The following is an 18,339-nucleotide window of genomic DNA, read 5'->3' as shown; positions in this document are numbered from 1 at the left end:
CCCCGGCAGCCCGGCCGCCTCCCGCGCCTCACGGACCAGGCCCTGACTGAGCAGGGACGTCGCCACGCCGGTCACCGTCGCGGCGGACAGCCGGGTCGCCCGGGCGATCGAACTCCGCGCGATCGGCCCGTGGTCGAGGACGGCGCGCAGCACGGCCGCCGCCGTGTCCGGCGACCGGCGCGACGCGGGCAACGGCAGGTCGTCACGGCGGGTGGCGCGTTGCCCGCCGCTCACGGGCCACCCGGGTGGATCATTTTTCGAGGCTATCCGGGCGACCACCCGGAGACGGCATTACGTCATCAGTTCGTTGACGGTCGGTAATACGTGCTCACCAGGGCATCGGCTCGTAGTCCTTGAGGAAGCAGCCGTAGACGTCCTCGCCCAGCTCGCCTCGGACGATCGGGTCGTAGACGCGGGCGGCGCCGTCGACCAGGTCGAGCGGGGCGTGGAAGCCCTCCTCGTGCAGGCGCATCTTGGTCGGGTGCGGGCGCTCGTCGGTGATCCAGCCGGTGTCGACGCTGGTCATCAGGATGCCGTCGGCGAACAGGTCGACCGCGCTCGTCCTGGTCAGCATGTTCAGGGCGGCCTTGGCCATGTTCGTGTGCGGGTGGCCGGCGCCCTTGTAACCGCGGTTGAAGACGCCCTCCATGGCCGAGACGTTCACCACGTAGCGGCGGGGGAACGGGGACTGGACCATCGACTCGCGCAGGCGGCTGACCAGGATGAACGGGGCCGTCACGTTGCAGAGCTGGACCTCCAGGAGCTCCAGCGCGTCGACCTCGTGGACCCGGTCGCTCCAGCTGTTCGTCGAGGTGGTGTCGGGGACCAGGCCGCCGGCGTCGATCGCGACCGAGCGGGCGGTCAGGGCCAGTTCCGTCACCTGCTCCGGGGTGAAAGTGCCGCTCGTCAGCACCGCGGCCGGGGAGACGCCCACGCTTCCGAAGTACTCCAGCTGGGGCAGGTCGCCCGACGGCAGCGGCTCCTTCTCGGCGGCGGTGATGGCCGAGTACGAGCCCGGGGTGCGGCGGACCGTCTGGGCCGCGTTGTTGACCAGGATGTCGAGCGGGCCCCGCGCGGCCACCGAGTCGGCCAGGGCCACCACCTGGGCCGGGTCGCGCAGGTCGATGCCGACCACGTGCAGGCGCTTGAGCCAGTCGGCGCTGTCCGGCATGGCCTTGAAGCGGCGGACCGCGTCGTGCGGGAAACGGGTGGTGATCGTCAGGTCGGCGCCGTCGCGGAGCAGGCGCAGCGCGATGTACATGCCGATCTTCGCGCGGCCGCCGGTGAGCAGCGCGCGGCGGCCGGTCAGGTCGGTGCGGGCGTCGCGGCGGTCGTGGTTCTTCTCGGCGCAGGACGGGCACAGCTGGTGGTAGAAGGCGTCGACCTGGGTGTAGCGCTGCTTGCAGATGTAGCAGCCCCGGGCCTGGCGCAGCACCCCGGCCACGGCCGAGCGGGCGGTGCTCTTGAGCGGGATGCCGGCCGTCTCGTCGTCGATGCGGCCGGGCGCGCCGGTGGCCGTCGACGCGGTCACGGCCCGGTCGTTCTCGAGGATGGCGTCGCGTCGGTCGCGGCGGCGCTGCATCTTGGCCGTCTTGTAGATGCCCGCGGTGGCGCGGCGCACGGCCACGGCGTCGGGGTGCTCCACGGGCAGGGACTCGACCTCGGCGAGCACCGCGAGGCAGAGCGCCAAACGCTCGGGATCAACCCGTTGCTCCGACATAATCCCCTCAAAAGAAACTCGTGGTGAAACCTGCGGTGGACCACTTTACTTATCGAGCGCGGCGACCGTCTTCTCAAGGGCCCCGGCCAGGATTTCGGCCAGCGGGTTCGGGCGGCGTTTCGGCATGACCAGGCCGATGTACCGGGTCGGGCACGGTGGGCGCAGCGCGACGGTGGTCACCCCGCCGGTCAGGGCGACCCGGGGGATCATGCTGATGCCGACGCCGGCCCGCACCAGCGACTGCGCGAAGACGTAGTCGGTGCCGCGGCAGGCCACCCGGGGCTCGTATCCGGCCATGGCCGCGTAGTGATCGAGCAGGTCGCCGACGACCAGGCATCCGTGCACCCAGCGCTCGCCGGCCAGGTCGGCGATCGTCACCGCGTCCCGCCCGGCCAGGTGGTGCCCGTCGGGGACCGTGATCCACATGGGGTCCTCCATGAGCGGGGTGAAGCACAGACCGGCGGGCTGCGGCGGCGGCCCGTCGTAGTGGTAGACCAGCGCCAGGTCGGCCGCGCCCTCCCGGACCAGCGGGATCGCGTCCTCGGGCTCGTTCTCGAGCACGGCCAGCTCGACACCGGGCCGTTCCTCGGCGAAGCGGGTCAGGGCGGACGGCAGGAGCCGCTGGCCGCCGCTGGTGAAGGTGGCGACGGTGAGCTTGCCGGTGCCGGCCTGGGCCAGCCGGGCGATCTCGTGTTCGGCGCTGGCCAGTTCGGCCGCGATGGCGTCGCCCGCGTCGACCAGCACCCGGCCGGCGTCGGTGAGCACGACGCCCCGGGTGCTCCGCAGGGCCACGACCGTGCCCAAGGAGCGCTCCAGGGCACTGATCTGCTGGGACACGGCCGACGGGGTGATGCGCAGGGTGGTGGCGGCCCGGTTGAAGCTGCCGAGCCGGGCCACCTCGCGCAGGATCTGCAGGCGCCGGACGTCGATCATAAGAATTCCTAACAGCCACATCAGGAGGTGGGTACTACCGCTTACTACCGTAGGCGACGAGGCTCAGGGTGTGAATCGTCGCGCCTGGCTCCTGTTCCTGCTCGTGTCCGTGCTCTGGGGCATCCCCTACTTCCTCATCAAGGTCGCCATCGAGGATCTGTCACCCCTGCTCGTGGTCGCCGGCCGCATCGCCATCGCCGCGGTGATCCTGCTGCCGATCGCCGCGGCGCGGGGCACGCTGAGCCGCCTCCGCGGCCACCTCGGCCCGGTCGTCCTGCTCTCGTTCGTGCACATCACCGGGCCGTTCCTGCTCATCACGTACGGGGAGACGCACATCAGCTCCTCCCTGACCGGTCTGCTGATCGCCATCGAGCCGGTCGCCATCGCCCTGCTGATGGCGCGCCGCGAGCCGCTCACCCCGATCCGGATCGCCGGCCTGGCCCTCGGCTTCGGCGGGGTGGCCCTGCTGGTCGGCCTCGATCTGTCGGGCGACCGCAACGGCCTGATCGGCGCGGGCATGGTGCTGCTGGCGACCGTGAGCTACGCGGTGGCGACGATGCTGGTCCAGCGCCGCCTGTCCGACGTGCCGACCGAGGCGCTGACCGGCGCGACCACGGGGATCAGCGCGGTGGTGCTGGCGCCTTTCGCGGCGTTCGCCCTGCCGGCTTCGCCGGTCTCCGGTTCGGCGTGGGCTTCGCTGGTGGTTCTGGGTCTGCTGTGTACGGCTGTGGCACTACTGGCCTTCTACCAGCTGATCGGGCTCGTCGGGTCGACGCGGGCGGGCCTGGTGACGTACGTGAATCCCGTTGTGGCCGTGCTTCTCGGTGTCATCCTGCTGAACGAGCACCTCGGCGTGAGCACGATCGCCGGCTTCACCCTCGTGGCGGCGGGGTGCTGGTTGTCGACGCGCGTCGTGGCTCCCGCGCCCTCGGCGGTCGCCGTAGGGTGATCGGCATGCGGATTTTGATCACCGGGGCGCGGCGGGGGATCGGCGCCGCCCTCGCGGCCGGACTGGCCCGCCCCGGCGACACCCTGCTGCTGCATCACCTGGACGCCGCGGCGGAGGCCGCCGGTGTCGCCCAGCGCTGTCGCGATCTCGGCGCCTCGGCCTCGCTGTTCGACGCCGACCTCTCCGATCCGGACGCCGTCCGCTCCCTGGCCGCTGAAGCCGGTCCGGTCGACGTCCTGATCAACAACGCGGCTCGCGCCTCCAACGTCAACTTCGCCGATCTGCCGTACGACGAGTGGCAGCAGACCTTCGCGGTGAATGTGACAGCGCCGATGCTGCTGGCCCAGGCCCTCAGCGAAGGCATGGCGGCGAAAGGCTGGGGCCGGATCGTCAACGTGGTCTCGCCGACCGTCGTCATGGGCGGGCCGTCCGGGCCGGCCTACGTCGCCAGCAAGGCGGCGCTCATCGGGCTGACCCGCTCGCTGGCCCACGCGCTCGGGCCGCGCGGCATCACGGTCAACGCGCTCTCGCCGGGCGCGATCCGCACCGAGGGGGAGGCCGAGCTCGCCCACGGCCGCGATCAGGAGGCCCATTCGCCGCTGCTGGCCCGGCAGGCGGTGCCCCGGCCCATCGTCCCGGAAGATCTGGTCGAGACGGTACGCCTGTTGGTCTCCGACGGCTCGGCCGCGCTCACCGGCCAGGTGATCGAAGTAGGCGGGGGACTGGTCTTCCGCTGACCGTCGTCATCTTCCACTATGGCGGGATGACGGAAACGACGTACGACGTCATCGTGGTCGGAGCTCGCTGCGCCGGGTCGCCACTCGCGATGTCGATGGCCCGCAAGGGTTATAGAACGCTCCTGGTCGATCGGGCCACCTTCCCCAGCGACACGGTGTCGACGCACGTCATCCACCCGCCGGGCGCGGCCGCGCTCCAGCGCTGGGGGCTGCTCGACCGGGTGGCCGCGACCGGCTGCCCGCCGGTGGGCCGCTACTCGTTCGACTTCGGGCCGATCACCCTGGCCGGAGATCCGGGCAGCGCCGACTCGCCGTACGCCTACGCGCCCCGCCGTACCCTCCTCGACAAGATCCTGATCGACGCCGCGGCCGAGGCCGGCGCCGAGGTGCGCGAGGACTTCACCGTCGACGAGGTGCTCGTCGACGACGGCCGGGTGACCGGGATCCGCGGGCGCGGACCGGGCGGAACGACGGTGACCGAGCGGGCCCGCGTGGTGGTCGGGGCCGACGGGCGCACGTCGGTGGTCGCCAAGACGGTCGAGCCGGCCGTGTACGAGGAGCGGGCGCCGCTGACGGTCGGCTACTACTCGTACTACAGCAACCTGCCGACCGACACCTTCGAGGCGTACAGCCGCCCCGGCCGCGGCTGGGCCGTCTGCCCCACCAACGACGACCTGACCCTGGTGATCGGCGGCTGGCCGCACGCCGAGATGGCCGCGCACCGTGACGACGTCGAGGCCACCCTGATGGAGACGTTCGCGCTGTCGCCGTCGTTCGCCGAGCGGATCGGCGACGCCAAGCGCGAGGAGCGGATCTCCGGCATGGCGGTGCCGAACTACTTCCGCACCCCGTGGGGCCCCGGCTGGGCGCTGGTCGGCGACGCCGGATACAACCGCGACTTCATCACGGCGCAGGGCATCACGGACGCCTTCCTCGACGCCGAAGGCCTGGCCGAGGCGCTGGACACGACGTTGAGCGGCGCGAAGCCGTACGACGAAGCCCTGTCCGGATATCAGGCCAAGCGTGACGCCCGCGCCATGCCGGTCTATCAGATGACCCTGGGCATCGCCTCGCTCCAGCCGCCGGACGAGCAGACGGTCCAGCTGATGTCGGCGCTGGCCGGCAGCCAGGAGGGCCAGGACGCGTTCGCCCGCCTCAACTCGGGGATCACCTCGCCGGTCGAGTTCTTCGCGCCGGAGAACGTGGGCCGGCTGCTGTCCCACGGCTGACAGGCCCGGCGGCCCGAAGGTGTCATCGTCGACCGGATGGAACTGCGAACCAGGTTCACCGAGGAGTACGGGCTGTCGACCCCGATCGCCCAGGCCGGCATGGCGTTCGTGGCGATGACGCCGGAACTGCCGGTGGCGGTCAGCAACGCCGGAGCGATGGGAGCGCTCGGCGTCGGCCTCATGCCGGCGCCGGCGCTCGCACAGACGATCGCCGGGATCAGAGCCGGCACGGACCGGCCGTTCCACGTCAACTTCATCACCGGCTTCACCCAGGACGACCAGATCGAGGCGGTCTGCGCCGGGCCGGTGGCGGCCGCGTCGTTCCACTGGGGACATCCACCGCGCACGTGGATCGACCGGCTGCACGAGTCGGGGGTCCGGGTCTTCGAACAGGTCGGCTCGGTGGACGCGGCGAGACAGGCGGTGGACGACGGGGTCGACGTGGTGGTGGCGCAGGGCGTGGAGGCGGGCGGCCACAACTATGCGACGCTGCCGACGTTCGCGCTGGTGCCGCTGGTGGTGGACGCGGTGAGCCCGGCCCTGGTGCTGGCCGCGGGCGGCATAGCGGACGGGCGGGGCCTGGCGGCGGCCCTGATGCTGGGCGCGGACGGGGCGTGGATCGGCACCAGACTGGTGGCCACTGACGAGTCCGGTGCCCACGAGGGCTACAAGGAAAGACTGGTCACGGCCAAGGCGACGGAGACGGTGCGTACGTCACTGTTCGGCCCCGAGACACCCGAGTTCAACCCGATGAGGGTGCTGAGCACCAGGGTGACCGAGCAGTGGCCCCGGCAGCCCCCGCCGGGCGCCGAACGCCCGGTGATCGGCCACACGAGCCTGGGCGGCCCCGAGATCGAGATTCCGCGCTTCTCCAACCTGGTGCCGACCCGGGTCACCAGGGGCGACCTGGAGGAGATGCCACTGCTTGCGGGCCAGGGCGTCGGCTTGATCGACGGCGTGAAGAGCGCCGCTTCGGTGATAGCCGACATCACCGCCCAGGCGTCGGAGATGCTGGGCCGCTACCACCCCTGACCCCGGCCGAGCCGGCACTGTGCCGGCCCGACCGGTGGGGCGAGATCAGTCAGTGGTCTCCGGGCCGTCGGGGTTGGCGGTGGGGCGGGGACGGGCCGGAACCTGGTCGGCGAGGCTGGCCGGGCGCCGGGTGGGCTTGACCTCGGCCAGGGTCTCGGGCCGGCGGCCGGCGTTCGGGGCTTCGCCGGTGGCGGCGGGCTTGGGCCGATCGGCCGGCGGGTGGGTACGGCTGTACTGCGCCAGATCGGCCGGCCGCGACTCCCGCAGATGGTCGCCGAGATCCGCCGGCCGCCGAACGGGCGCGGGAGGCAACGCGCGCGGCGCCGGAAACGACGGCAGTTCAGGCGCGGAGCCGGTGGCGGCGGCAGGCTCAGAGAAGGAGGCCTCGTTGCGCCCCGACCGGTGCGGCAGCGGTTGATCCGCGAGCGAGGCCGGCCGGCGCACACCAGCCGCCGGGCTGGCCGACGGGGCCGGGTTGGCCGACGGGGCCGGGTTGGCCGACGGGGCCGGGTTGGCCGACGGGGCCGGGTTGGCCGACGGGGCCGGGTTGGCCGACGGGGCCGGGTTGGCCGACGGGGCCGAGGCCGAGGAAACCTGGCCGGCCGGAGAATCCTGGGTGGGCAGACCGGCTTGGGCCGGCGAACCTGCTGGGACGCGTGGCGAGGGCTGGCCAGACGGAGAGGTCTGGGCCGATGGAGCGGCCTGGACCGGCAGTGAAGGCTGTCCCGAGGGAGTGCCTTGGGCGGGCACTGAAGGCTGGGTCGGCAGTGAAGGCTGTCCCGAGGGAGAGCCTTGGGCGGCCACTGAAGGTTGGGCCGGCGGGGAAGGTTGGGCTGGCGGGGAAGGCTGGGCGGGCTGGGCGGGCTGGGTGGCTTCCTCGGGGCGGCGCTGGGCCGGGATGTCGGCGCGGCGCTGTGGGAGGTAGCTGCTCAGGTCCGTGGGCCGGTCGCCGCGGCCGACCGGGAGGGCCGGCAGAGCGGGGAAGGCCGACGCCTTCGGTTCGGCCGGGGCCGGTGCTGCGCTGGCAGCGGGCAGTTCGGGCTGGGACGGGCGCTGTGGAAGCGGCCGATCCAGGTTGGCCCGGAACGGATCCGCCTCGGTCGGCTGGCGCCGCGGCAGCGGGTCCGCCTGGAACGCGCGCTGAGCCAGGGGCTCCGGATTCGCGCGGAACGGGTCGACGTCCGCGAGCGTCCGTCGCCGCGGCAGGGGAGCGGCCTCCGCCGGCACCGAGGGCGCGGCCTCAGCGGCGGGCGGGCTGACGGAGACAGCCTCGGCCGCGACCGGGTTGGCAGACGGAGCCTCGGCAGCGAGCGGCGCCTGGACCGGGCTGGCGGTCGGGGTCTCGGCGGCGAGCGGCGTCGGGCTTACGGACGGGACCTCGGCCGCGAAGGGGGTCTGCGCTGGAGCGGCCTGTGGAGTGTCGGTGGGCGGCTGCGGTGTGGGTTCCGGGTCGGGTAGGGGCTGGCGGCGCGGCAGCGGGGTGGCCTGAGACGGCGTGGTGGGCTGGGTCTCGGCGGGGGTGGCTGGGCGCTTCGACAGCAGGGTGGGCTCGGCCGCCGGTGGGTTCTCGGTGGTTGGTGTGGGGTCCGGGGCCAGGGCCTTCTTGATCTGCGCGGCGGGGATTCGGCGGGTCGAGGCCAGGTCGGGGGCCTCGAAGCGGGTTGTCGCCTCCAGGTCGGGGGCCTCGAAGCGGGTTGTCGCCTCCAGGTCGGGGGCCTCGAAGCGGGTGGTGACGTCCGGGGGGAGGGCGTCGGGGGCGGTGCGGGCCGCGTTCAGGTCGGTGGGGGACAGGCTCCGGGTGCGCTCGAAGTCGGTGTCGGCCAGGTCGTTCGCGCGGGTGGTGGGTGGGATCGGGGGGAGGGCCAAGGGCTCGCGGAAGAAGGTGGGGGCCTCGGGGCGGTCGCCGAAGAACGGGGTGGGTGCCTGGGTGTCCACCGGGTCGGGTTCGGCGGGTAGCGCGAAAGCGCTGGTGAACGTGCTGGTGGAGGACGAGAAGAAGAACTCGTCGGGTGCTGAGTAGTCGGTGTAGTTGCTGCTGCTGTACGTGGTGCCGGTCGACGGCTCGGACGGCAGCAGGAAGCCCGTCGAGCTGGGGTAGACCGAGCCCCGGGGGAGGTCGTCGTCCTCGATGATCTCGGCGTCGATGATGTCGTCGTCGGGCTCGGAGGTGGTGTCGGTGGTCGACTCCACGGAGACCGGGTCGGGGGCGTGCGCGTAGGCGGCGTCGGCCTCGTCGGCGGCCATCTCGGCCTCGGCGCGTTCGATGCCGGCGCGGACGGCCTCGGCGGCCGCGGCCTCGACCAGCCTGCTCTCCACGGACTCGGCCGACGGCTGCTCGAGGGCCGTGTCGGCGGAAGGCTGATCGAGAGCGGTGCCGGCCGGTGCGGGGTCCTCGCCGGCCGAGGTCGCGGGCGACGACTCAGCCGCGGACAAGGGCGGCTCTTCCGGCGAGGGCGGCTCGGCGGAGGAGCCGGGCTCGGCGGAGGAGGTGGGCTCTGCGAAGGAGACGGGCTCCTCCGCGGAAGTGGGCTCCGCGGGGGAAGTGGGCTCCGCGGGGGAAGTGGGCTCCGCGGGGGAAGTGGGCTCCGCGGGGGAAGTGGGCTTCTGGGAGGACGGCGATTCCTCGGAGGAGGACGACTCCTCGGAGAGGGCCGACTCCTCGGAAGAGGGCGACTCCGAGGGGGCCGACGGGGCTTCGACGGGCGACGACGCGTCCGGCGACGTCGAGGTGACGCTGCCGGCTCCGATCACGGGGTAGGCGGCGGTGCGGTCGTCGGTGGCGGGCTCGGCGCCGGTGCTGATCACGGGGTAGGCGGCCGTGCGATCGTCGGCGACGGCCTCGGAGGCATCAGATTCCGGCGAGGAGGAGGACGCGGCGGCGGAGGGGGAGGCCGGCTCGGGGTCGGGGATGATCTCGGCGTCGATGGGCTCGTCGTCGGTGACCCGGGAGATGACCTGCGTGGCGGCGGCGTCCGAGCCCGCGGGGAGCGCGTACGGCGACGAGGCGCCGGGCAGGGCTCTGGGCTCCTCGAAGAACGGCGCCAGCCATGTCGGGCTCGGGCCCGCGGGCAGGGCCAGCACCTGGGTGTCGTCCGTGGCGGCGTGGCGGCCCGACGGCAGCTCGCCCGCGTGTTCGGCCAAGCCCGCCTTCTGCTGGAGGCGCTTCAACGGGCCCGGCGCCCACCAGGCCGCGTTGCCCAGGAAGCCCAGGACGGCGGGTACCAGCAGCATGCGTACGACAGTGGCGTCCAGCAGGAGCGCGACGATCATGCCGACGCCGACGAAGCGCATGGTCGTGACCGAGGAGAGGGCGAAGGCGCCCGTCACCACGATCAGCAGCAGGGCGGCCGCGCTGATCACCCGGCCGGTGCGGGCCAGGCCCGTCGTGACCGCCTCCTTGGACGTGGCGCCGTGTGCGCGGGCCTCGACCATGCGGGAGAGCAGGAACACCTCGTAGTCGGTGGACAGGCCGAACACGACCGCCGCCATCAGCACCACGATGCCCGCTTCGAGCGGGGCCGGTGTCACGTTGAGCAGGCCGGCCAGGTGGCCGTCCTGGAAGATCCAGACCAGGATGCCGAAGGTGGCGCTCAGGCTGAGCGCGCTCATCAGCACCGCCTTGATCGGCAGCAGGATCGAGCCGAAGGCCAGGAACATCAGGATCAGGGTGGCGCCGACCAGCAGGCCGATCATCAGCGGCAGCTTGTCGGCCGTGGCCTGGAGGCTGTCGATGTTGCGGGCGGTCGTGCCGCCCACCAGCAGCTCCACGCCGGCCGGCACCGGCAGGGCCCGGATGCTGTCGACCACGTCGCGCGAGGACGTGCTGAACGGGTCGGTCGACGTCAGGGTGGCCGTGAAAACCGTCGTGTCCTTGGCCCGCTGGGCCGGCGTGACCTGCGCGATGCCCGGGATCTGGCGGAGCTGGACCGCGAACTTCGACGTGTCGCCCTGGCCGCGCAGCACGATCTGCACGCCGTCGCCGGCGAACTGCGGATAGCTCGCCTGGAGGGTCTCGATCGCCTGGCGGGCCGCATCGCCGGCCGGCAGGGTGCGCTCGTCGGCCTCGCCGAAGCGGACGCCGCCGATCGGCAGGGCGAGCAGCAGCAGACCGGCCAGGATGGGCACCGCCACCACGACCGGGCGGCGCAGCACGCCGGTGGCCAGCCGCGCCCAGAACGACTTGTCGGGGTCGCCGGCCGAGAACGGCAGGCGGACCGGCAGCTTGTCGACGCGGGGGCCGAGCACGGCCAGGATCGCCGGCAGCAGCGTCAGCGACAGGAGCGCGGCCAGGCCGACGGCCGCGAGACCCCCGTACGCCAAGGAATTGAGAAAGCCCTGCGGGAACAGCAGCAGCCCGGCGAGCGCGATCATCAGCAGCGACGCCGAGAACAGCACCGTGCGGCCGGCCGTCGCGACCGTGCGCTGCACCGCCTCGGCCGGGGTGCGCCCGGCCGCCTGCTCTTCGCGGAACCGGCCCACCATGAACAGGCCGTAGTCGATGGCCATGCCCAGGCCGAGCAGGGAGGCCACGTTCACCGCGAACGAGTTGACCTCGTGGTGCGAGGCGATCGCGTGCAGGATGCCGAGCGAGCCCAGCACCGCCGCGCCGCCGACCAGCACCGGCAGGGCCGCCGCGACCAGCGAGCCGAAGATGAACAGCAGCAGGACCAGGGTGATGGGCAGGGAGATGGCCTCGGCCGTGGCCAGGTCGGACGTGGAGCGGGAGGTGGACGCGTCGGCCAGCACGGTCGCGCCGGCCAGCTGGACCGTGGCGCCCTCGACGGCGAACTTGTCGTCGATCTCGCGGTAGGCGTCGAGCTTGGCCCCGTCGTCGGCGCCGGCCAGGGTGACCACGGCGACGGCGCTCTTCTTGTCCTTGGCCGCGTACTGGGCGCTGCGCGCCTGCCAGTAGGACGTCGAGCCGGTCACGGCCGACTTGGGCAGCGCGGCGAGCCGCTCGCGGACCCGCTTGCCGAGCGCGGCGTCGTCGATCTTGCCCTTGGTGGGGGTGTAGATCACGACGAGGTCGCCGCCCTGCGCCCCGAACGCCTCCGTGGCCGCCTCGACGGCGCGGGAGGACTCACTGTTCGGGTCGTTGTAGCCGCCCTCGGACACCTGCCCGAAGACACCGAGCCCCCAGACGCCCGCACTGATCACCGCGACGAGCGCGACGGCCAGCACCGGCCACCGGAAGCGGGCCACCCACGATCCAAAGCCCGCGAACACGCAAAACCCCTCTTGTCGCCTACGGCCGGCGGTACCCGGCCGGCCCGATATGCAAGCACGTCATCGAAGCGTCGCCGCCTCCAGGGCCACCCCGCCGCACCCCTTGCCGTAGGTCGCGTCGGTGGCCCAGCTCAACTGCACCTGCCCGCTCTTCGGTGCGTGGTACACCACGGTCAGCACCGCCGTCCGCAGCGTTCCGGTGCGCTGATCGAGCACGATAGAGCCGCCGGCCGTGCCCGTGGAGAGCCGGGCGGTCAATTTTCCGCGGGCCGCGAGCGAACCCACGTACAACCTCAAGGTCCTCGGCGCCGGCCCCGCCGGCACCGAGAGGGTGAAGCCGTTGCCCTTCCCGCAGGTGCGAATGCCCGTCGTCGTGCCCGCGCTGACCGCCACCGGGCTGCCGCCGCTCCAGCTGAAGCGCTGCGGGCTCAGCTCGTGGCGGAACCGGGGCGCGGTCGGCGCCCCCTCCAGGATCTTGAAGCCGCCGCCGGACGCCCGTTCCAGGGAGAACGTCCCGTTCAGTCCCCAATGGACCCAGTCCGCCGTGCCCTCGGCCGTCAGGTCGACCGCCGCCGGCACGTCGGCCTGGGTGATCCGGACGCTGCCCGGGTCGGCCGTCGGGCTGCGGAAGACCGGCGACTTCGGCGGGGTGGGCGACGGTGACGGCGACGCGCTGCCCAACGGGATCAGGCCCGTGCCGGCCGACGGCAGCCGCAGGTCGCCCAGCGCCGGCGCCGGCGGATCGACCGGGGGCAGCGCCTCGTCCTTGTGCACCATCGCGCGCGTGGCCACGAAGCCGAACCCGATCACCAGCAGCACCCCGGCCAGGATCACCGCGGCCGAGGACAGCACCTCTTTGCGGCGCCCGCCGGTGTCGAGACCGTCCAGCGGCGGCGCGTCGTCCCGCCGTCGGGAAACGGCCCGATGACCCGTCGGGCGTCGGCGCGGGGACAAGCGGAACTCCTGCGGGGGATTTGGCCAAGGGGCTTAACAGACGCACACGATCTCACTTCGCCGTGTGACGGTGAAGAGCGGGATGCGTGACCGCCCGGACGGGGGATCACCCCCCTCGGCGGTTCGGTGGAGGTTTCACGGGGCGTATTCGCGTAAAGCGCGTATCGTGTCCGAAGTTTCCGGACCGGCGTGATACAGGAGAGTCGACAACATATGAGTTCCCAGACCGCTCGCCCCGTGAACACCGACTCCAAGAAACGGCGGAGCCAGGCCATCGGTGGCGCCGTGGCCGGCCTCGCCGTGATCGCCGTGCTGGTCGGGGTCTTCGTGACCGTCCGCTCCGGCGACGGTGACGACGCGAACAACACCTCGGCGGCCGCCGCTCCCACCTCGGCCGCCGCGCCCGCCGAGGCCGCTCCCACCGAGGCTGTGCCGTCCGAAGCCGCTCCGCCGGCCGCCGCGCAGGTCGAGACGCCGGCCGCGCTGGCCAAGGAGCCCGAGGTCAAGGCGGGCAAGGGCAAGCTCACCAAGCTCGGCGTCACCGCGCTCGTCCCCGGCACCGGCCCGGCCGTGCAGAAGGGGCAGACCGTCACCGCCAACTACAAACTGGTCAGCTACACCACCGGCCAGGTGATCGACTCGTCCTGGTCCCGCGGCGAGCCGTTCAGCACGCCGATCGGCGTCGGCGCGGTCATCAAGGGCTGGGACGAGGGCATCCCCGGCCAGAAGGTCGGCAGCCGGGTCCAGCTCGACGTCCCGGCCGCTCTCGCCTACGGCGAGCAGCAGGGCGATCTCCGCTTCGTCGTCGACATCCTCGCGGCGAAATAAATCAATCAGAGGTACGGAGTCTGCGGGTTCCGCCAGATCCTGGTGGAACCCGCCGTAGCGACCGGCTGGGTGCGACTCACCCTCCTCACCGGCTTCCGGCCGGTTCGCCGGGTTGCGCTCAAAGCTCGGAAACCACCACGTCGAGCTGGCGCGGCCTGCCGGCCACCGCGGGTTGTTCCTCGACGGTGTATTTCAGATCACGCAAAGCCCCGACCACCTCGTCGGTCGAGGCCGGCGTCGCACCGGCCTCGGCCAGCGACCGCACGATGCGGCCCTTTGTCGCCTTGTTGAAGTGGCTCACCACCGAGCGCTTGGCCACCCCGTCGACCACCCGCTCGTGCAGCACCCGCACCGTCGCCGCGCCGGCACCCGGCGTCCACATCGCGCCGTACGCGCCCGAGCGCAGATCGAGGATCGGCCCGTCGAGCGGATCGAGCGCCTTGGGCAGGACCTTCTTCCAGTACGAGGTCAGCCCGCCCACCGACGGCAGCGTCACCCCGACCGGGCAGCGGTAGGCCGGGATCAGGTCGTCGAGGCGCACCACACCCCACAGCCCCGAGAAGACCACGGCCCGCGAGTCGAGCCAGGCACGGGCCGCCGGCGCCAGCGAGGGCGCGTCCAGCGCCTCGTACAGCACCCCGCTGTAGATCGACGCGGCCGGCGCCGCCGGCGCCTCCAGCAGGGACGCGTTCAGCGCGATCTCGGACGCCTGCCCCGCGCTCAGCCCCAGCGTGGCCAGCGAGTCGGCCACCGACCGGGCGCTGGTCCGCTTGCACATGGCCACCAGCCGCGACAGCACCCGCTTGCGGGCCGGCGCCAGCGACGGCAGCCAGTGCCCGGACGGGTCGACGGGAGAACCGGAGGTGGCGGGGGTCTTGCCCTCGGACGGCGGCAGGAGGATCAGCACGCCGTGAGGTTAGTCCGGGTTCCGGTCGGCCAGAGCGTCGGCCACCGTGGCATAGACCGAGATGCGCGGTGTCAGGCCCACGGTCTCGAGCAGCCGGCCGAGGAACTCGCTGGGTGCGGCCAGCCGGAGCCAGCCGCCGTCGGCGCGGGCCCGGTTGTGCCCGATGACCAGGGCGCTGAGCCCGGTCGAGTCGCAGAAGCCGACGCCGGACAGGTCGACGATCACCATCGGGTTCGGCCGGTCCAGCACCTGGTCGAGCGTGGTGGTCAGGACGGTGTTGCTGTCGATGTCGAGGTCGCCCCGCACGGTGATGACCACCGATTCGTCGGAGTTATCCACCACGGACACATGCACGAGTTCCTCCCCGCTTCCAGCCTCCTGAAGGCGTCGCCGAGGTACTGCCCAATCGGTGACCGAAAGTCACCTGGATGCGGGAACGGAACCGGCCGGAACGGCGACCGTGGTCTTCACGGTCGCCTGGTCGAGCTCGCCGATGCGGACCGTGAACTTGATCTCGTACGTGCCCGGGAACGGGAAGGCGATCGCGCCGACCGCGTGGTGGCGCGGGATGAGCCCGAGCAGCGGCTGCGTGACCGGCTCGACGTCGTGGTCGAGCAGCCGCGACGTGACGCTCCACTCGTCGGCCGGCAGCGGCGCACCGGCCGGCGTGTAGACGAAGGCGTGGATCGTGTTGTTGTCGCCGATCTCCACCGGATAGATGTTGAACTGGAGCGTGTAGAGCGGCGACGTCAGCGTCTGCGACACACCCTCCTCGCGCACCGCGCCCTGGTCGACGGCCGCGCTGCGGCCCGGGTTGATCTGCACCAGCACCGAGCTGAGCCCGAGGATCACGACCGTGGCCAGCACCTCGACGCCGACCGTGCGGCGCAGCCCGGCCGCGCCCGGCGCGCGGTGCACGAGCTTGCGGGCGACCGCCGCGAAGGCCAGCGTCACCGCGAGCACCGCCACCTTGGCCAGCAGCAACCGGCCGTACCCGGTCTGCCAGAGCGCGCCGATCGAGCCCACCTGGACCACCGCCTGCACGACGCCGCCGGCGACCAGCCACACCACGGCCAGCGCGGCCCAGCGCGACCAGACCGGCAGCATCACGCCGAGCACGCGCGGGTCGGTGCGGCGCAGCAGGAAGACGGTCAGCGTGACCAGCCCGCCGAGCCAGACCGCCATGGCCGCGATGTGCACCACGTCCGACGCGACGATCACCCCGGCCAGCGGCGAGGCGGCCGCATGCCCGGTCAGCGGCCACGTCGTCATGCCGCCCAGCGCCAGGGCCACCACCGCCAGCGACCGGACCCGGCCCGCGCCGCCCCGCAGGAGCGGCGGCAGCAGGCCCGCGATCACGGCCAGCACGCCGATCCGGGCCAGCAGCGTCACGCCGTACGAGCTCGAAAGCACCTCGCCCAGCTCACGGGCCGAGACGTCCCACAGGGCCGAGCCGCTGCTCGCCGGCGCCTGCGCCCACAGGGAGGCCAGCGTGGCCACCCCGATCAGCCCGAGACCCGCGTACACGACCTTGATCGCACCCGCCCGGGAACGGCGACGGGGCCACAGCACCGCCAGGAACAGCGCGGGCCCGGCGGCCAGCGTCAAACCGGCGTACCCCAGAAAGCGCGTGACCGGTGTGACCAGAGTGACCGAACGATGGGTCCCGGCCTCGCCGGGATCGGCCGGCCGCGTGGAGGGCGCGCCGACCGAGAACGTCAGGGCGCCGCCGACGGGATGGCTGTCGGCCGAGATCACCCGGTAGCTGACCAGGTACGTCCCGAGCGGCTGGTCGGCCTTGCGGACCGGGATGCGCAGGGTCGAGCCGGTCGCCTTGGCGTCACCGGAGATCCGCTTGCCGTCCGGCGAGATCACCTGGATGCGCCCGCCGACCGGCGTGACCGCCTCGCTGAAGGTGACCACGATCTCGGTCGGCGAGGTGCCCACGATGCTGCCCGGGGCCGGAACCGCGCCGAGCAGCGACGCGTGCGCCTGCGCGGGGGAGGCCGGCACCGCGAGCACACCGAGGGCCACCAGGAGCAGGAGGAGCACGCGCTTCACGGGTGGTAGTTCGGATAACGGGCCGAAAAGGTTCAACGGGCTTACCGCCCGGATGCCCGGGGCACCCGGTATGGATACGCTCACGGCAGGTCCGCGCACCGCCAGGAAAGAGGAGACCGTCATGTCCGTCAACCCCCGCGCCGGGAAGCCCGCCGAGCCGCGCGATCTGATCGACGTGCCCAAGGTCGTCTCCCGGTACTACACCGAGCACCCCGACCCCGAGGTGGTGGGCGAGCGGGTCACCTTCGGCACGTCCGGGCACCGCGGCTCGTCGCTGCGCACCGCGTTCAACGAGGACCACATCGCCGCCACCAGCCAGGCGATCGTCGAATATCGCAGGGCGCAGGGCACCGACGGCCCGTTGTTCGTGGGCCGCGACACCCACGCGCTCAGCGAGCCCGCGATGATCACCGCGATCGAGGTCTTCGCGGCCAACGACGTGACCACGCTGATCGACAGCCGGGACGGCTACACCCCGACCCCGGCCGTGTCGCACGCGATCCTCACCTACAACCGTGGCCGCACGAGCGGGCTGGCCGACGGCGTCGTGGTGACCCCGTCGCACAACCCGCCGGACGACGGCGGCTTCAAGTACAACCCGCCGAACGGCGGCCCGGCCGACACCGACGCCACCAAGTGGATCCAGGACCGGGCCAACGCGATCGTCGCGGGCGGCCTCAAGGAGGTCCGCCGGATCCCGGCGTCGCAGGCCCGGCAAAAGGTCAACGGCTTCGACTTCCTCGACTCGTACGTCGGTGACCTGGGCGCGGTCATCGACATGGAGGCGATCCGCGCGGCCGGCGTGCGCATCGGGGCCGACCCGCTCGGTGGGGCCAGCGTCGCCTACTGGGGCGCGATCGGCGAGCGGTACGGCCTGGACCTGACCGTGGTGAACCCGAACGTCGACCCGACCTTCGGCTTCATGACCCTCGACTGGGACGGCAAGATCCGCATGGACTGCTCGTCGCCGTACGCGATGGCGTCCCTGATCGCCCAGAAGGACCGGTTCCAGCTGGCCACCGGCAACGACGCCGACGCCGACCGGCACGGCATCGTCACCCCCGACGCCGGCCTCATGAACCCCAACCACTACCTCGCGGTGGCGATCAACTATCTGTTCGGCGCCCGCAAGGACTGGCCGTCGGCCGCCGCGATCGGCAAGACCCTGGTCTCCTCCTCGATGATCGACCGGGTCGCCGAGAGCCTGGGCCGCCGCCTCGACGAGGTGCCGGTGGGCTTCAAGTGGTTCGTGCCGGGCCTGCTCGACGGCTCGATCGGCTTCGGCGGCGAGGAGAGCGCCGGCGGCTCGTTCCTGCGCCGCGACGGCAGCCCGTGGAGCACCGACAAGGACGGCATCCTGCTCGACCTGCTCGCCTCCGAGATCGTCGCGGTCACCGGCCGCACCCCCAGCGAGCACTACCGCGACCTGACGGCCAAGTTCGGTGAGCCGGCGTACGCCCGCATCGACGCCCCCGCCACCCGCGAGGAGAAGGCGATCCTGGCCAAGCTCTCGCCCGAGCAGGTCACGGCCAAGGAGCTCGACGGCGAGCCGATCACGGCCGTGCTCACCACCGCGCCCGGCAACGGCGCCGCCATCGGCGGCCTCAAGGTGGCCACCGCCTCCGGCTGGTTCGCCGCCCGCCCCTCCGGCACCGAGGACGTCTACAAGATCTACGCCGAGTCGTTCAAGGGCCCGGACCACCTCGCCACGATCCAGGAAGAGGCCCGGGCCGTGGTCAGCGGCGCGCTCAAGAGCTGATCTT

13 protein-coding genes are annotated in these 18,339 nt (G+C 72.5%); 6 read left to right on the top strand and 7 right to left on the bottom strand.

The window, feature by feature from the left end; translation table 11 throughout:
- Positions 1 to 328: 328 nt before the first annotated feature.
- A complete protein-coding gene (locus tag ACQP2X_RS31010) occupies positions 329 to 1,720 on the bottom strand; it encodes an SDR family NAD(P)-dependent oxidoreductase (RefSeq protein ID WP_498687894.1) in 1,392 nt (463 codons plus the stop codon).
- Between the two features lie 45 nt (positions 1,721 to 1,765).
- Positions 1,766 to 2,653, bottom strand: coding sequence for a LysR family transcriptional regulator (locus ACQP2X_RS31005; protein WP_498687892.1), 888 nt, complete (start codon positions 2,651 to 2,653; stop codon positions 1,766 to 1,768).
- 70 nt (positions 2,654 to 2,723) lie between these two features.
- Here ACQP2X_RS31005 and ACQP2X_RS31000 point away from each other — a divergent pair, with 70 nt between their 5' ends.
- From ACQP2X_RS31000 to ACQP2X_RS30985, 4 genes are read left to right on the top strand one after another with little or no spacing between them, the layout of a single operon-like run.
- On the top strand, positions 2,724 to 3,602 hold the full coding sequence (locus ACQP2X_RS31000) for a DMT family transporter (protein WP_498687891.1): 879 nt from the start codon (positions 2,724 to 2,726) through the stop codon (positions 3,600 to 3,602).
- 5 nt (positions 3,603 to 3,607) lie between these two features.
- Positions 3,608 to 4,339 (top strand): SDR family NAD(P)-dependent oxidoreductase, encoded by a 732-nt coding sequence (locus ACQP2X_RS30995; RefSeq protein WP_498687889.1) that lies wholly within the window; start codon positions 3,608 to 3,610, stop codon positions 4,337 to 4,339.
- Positions 4,340 to 4,365: 26 nt separating this feature from the next.
- Complete coding sequence (locus ACQP2X_RS30990; RefSeq protein ID WP_498687888.1) at positions 4,366 to 5,568, top strand: NAD(P)/FAD-dependent oxidoreductase; 1,203 nt, start codon at positions 4,366 to 4,368, stop codon at positions 5,566 to 5,568.
- A 36-nt stretch (positions 5,569 to 5,604) separates the two neighbouring features.
- Entirely contained in the window at positions 5,605 to 6,600 is a 996-nt protein-coding gene (locus tag ACQP2X_RS30985) for an NAD(P)H-dependent flavin oxidoreductase (RefSeq protein ID WP_498687886.1), read from the top strand.
- Between the two features lie 45 nt (positions 6,601 to 6,645).
- On the opposite strand, the gene ACQP2X_RS30980 is transcribed toward ACQP2X_RS30985, so the two are convergent.
- Together ACQP2X_RS30980 and ACQP2X_RS30975 are read right to left on the bottom strand one after the other, a co-directional pair.
- A complete protein-coding gene (locus ACQP2X_RS30980; protein ID WP_498687885.1) occupies positions 6,646 to 11,802 on the bottom strand; it encodes an MMPL family transporter in 5,157 nt (1,718 codons plus the stop codon).
- 84 nt (positions 11,803 to 11,886) lie between these two features.
- Positions 11,887 to 12,780 (bottom strand): hypothetical protein, encoded by an 894-nt coding sequence (locus tag ACQP2X_RS30975; protein WP_498687883.1) that lies wholly within the window; start codon positions 12,778 to 12,780, stop codon positions 11,887 to 11,889.
- 237 nt (positions 12,781 to 13,017) lie between these two features.
- Between ACQP2X_RS30975 and ACQP2X_RS30970 the strand changes: the two genes are divergently transcribed.
- Complete coding sequence (locus ACQP2X_RS30970; RefSeq protein WP_498687881.1) at positions 13,018 to 13,608, top strand: FKBP-type peptidyl-prolyl cis-trans isomerase; 591 nt, start codon at positions 13,018 to 13,020, stop codon at positions 13,606 to 13,608.
- A gap of 118 nt (positions 13,609 to 13,726) precedes the next feature.
- Here the strand turns inward: ACQP2X_RS30970 and ACQP2X_RS30965 are convergent, their stop codons facing one another.
- The 3 genes from ACQP2X_RS30965 to ACQP2X_RS30955 all read right to left on the bottom strand — a co-directional run bounded on the left by ACQP2X_RS30965 (position 13,727) and on the right by ACQP2X_RS30955 (position 16,576).
- Entirely contained in the window at positions 13,727 to 14,515 is a 789-nt protein-coding gene (locus ACQP2X_RS30965) for a YaaA family protein (protein ID WP_498687879.1), read from the bottom strand.
- Positions 14,516 to 14,524: 9 nt separating this feature from the next.
- Complete coding sequence (locus ACQP2X_RS30960) at positions 14,525 to 14,869, bottom strand: STAS domain-containing protein (protein ID WP_498687877.1); 345 nt, start codon at positions 14,867 to 14,869, stop codon at positions 14,525 to 14,527.
- Between the two features lie 66 nt (positions 14,870 to 14,935).
- A complete protein-coding gene (locus tag ACQP2X_RS30955) occupies positions 14,936 to 16,576 on the bottom strand; it encodes a copper resistance CopC/CopD family protein (RefSeq protein ID WP_498687875.1) in 1,641 nt (546 codons plus the stop codon).
- 121 nt (positions 16,577 to 16,697) lie between these two features.
- Between ACQP2X_RS30955 and pgm the strand changes: the two genes are divergently transcribed.
- On the top strand, positions 16,698 to 18,335 hold the full coding sequence (gene pgm, locus ACQP2X_RS30950) for a phosphoglucomutase (alpha-D-glucose-1,6-bisphosphate-dependent) (protein WP_498687873.1): 1,638 nt from the start codon (positions 16,698 to 16,700) through the stop codon (positions 18,333 to 18,335).
- Positions 18,336 to 18,339 lie beyond the last annotated feature (4 nt).

Source organism: Actinoplanes sp. CA-131856 (assembly GCF_050956135.1).
Lineage (GTDB): Bacteria > Actinomycetota > Actinomycetes > Mycobacteriales > Micromonosporaceae > Actinoplanes.
The sequence above is the reverse complement of the archived record's forward strand: the minus strand, read 5'-3'. Positions and strand labels throughout refer to the sequence as shown.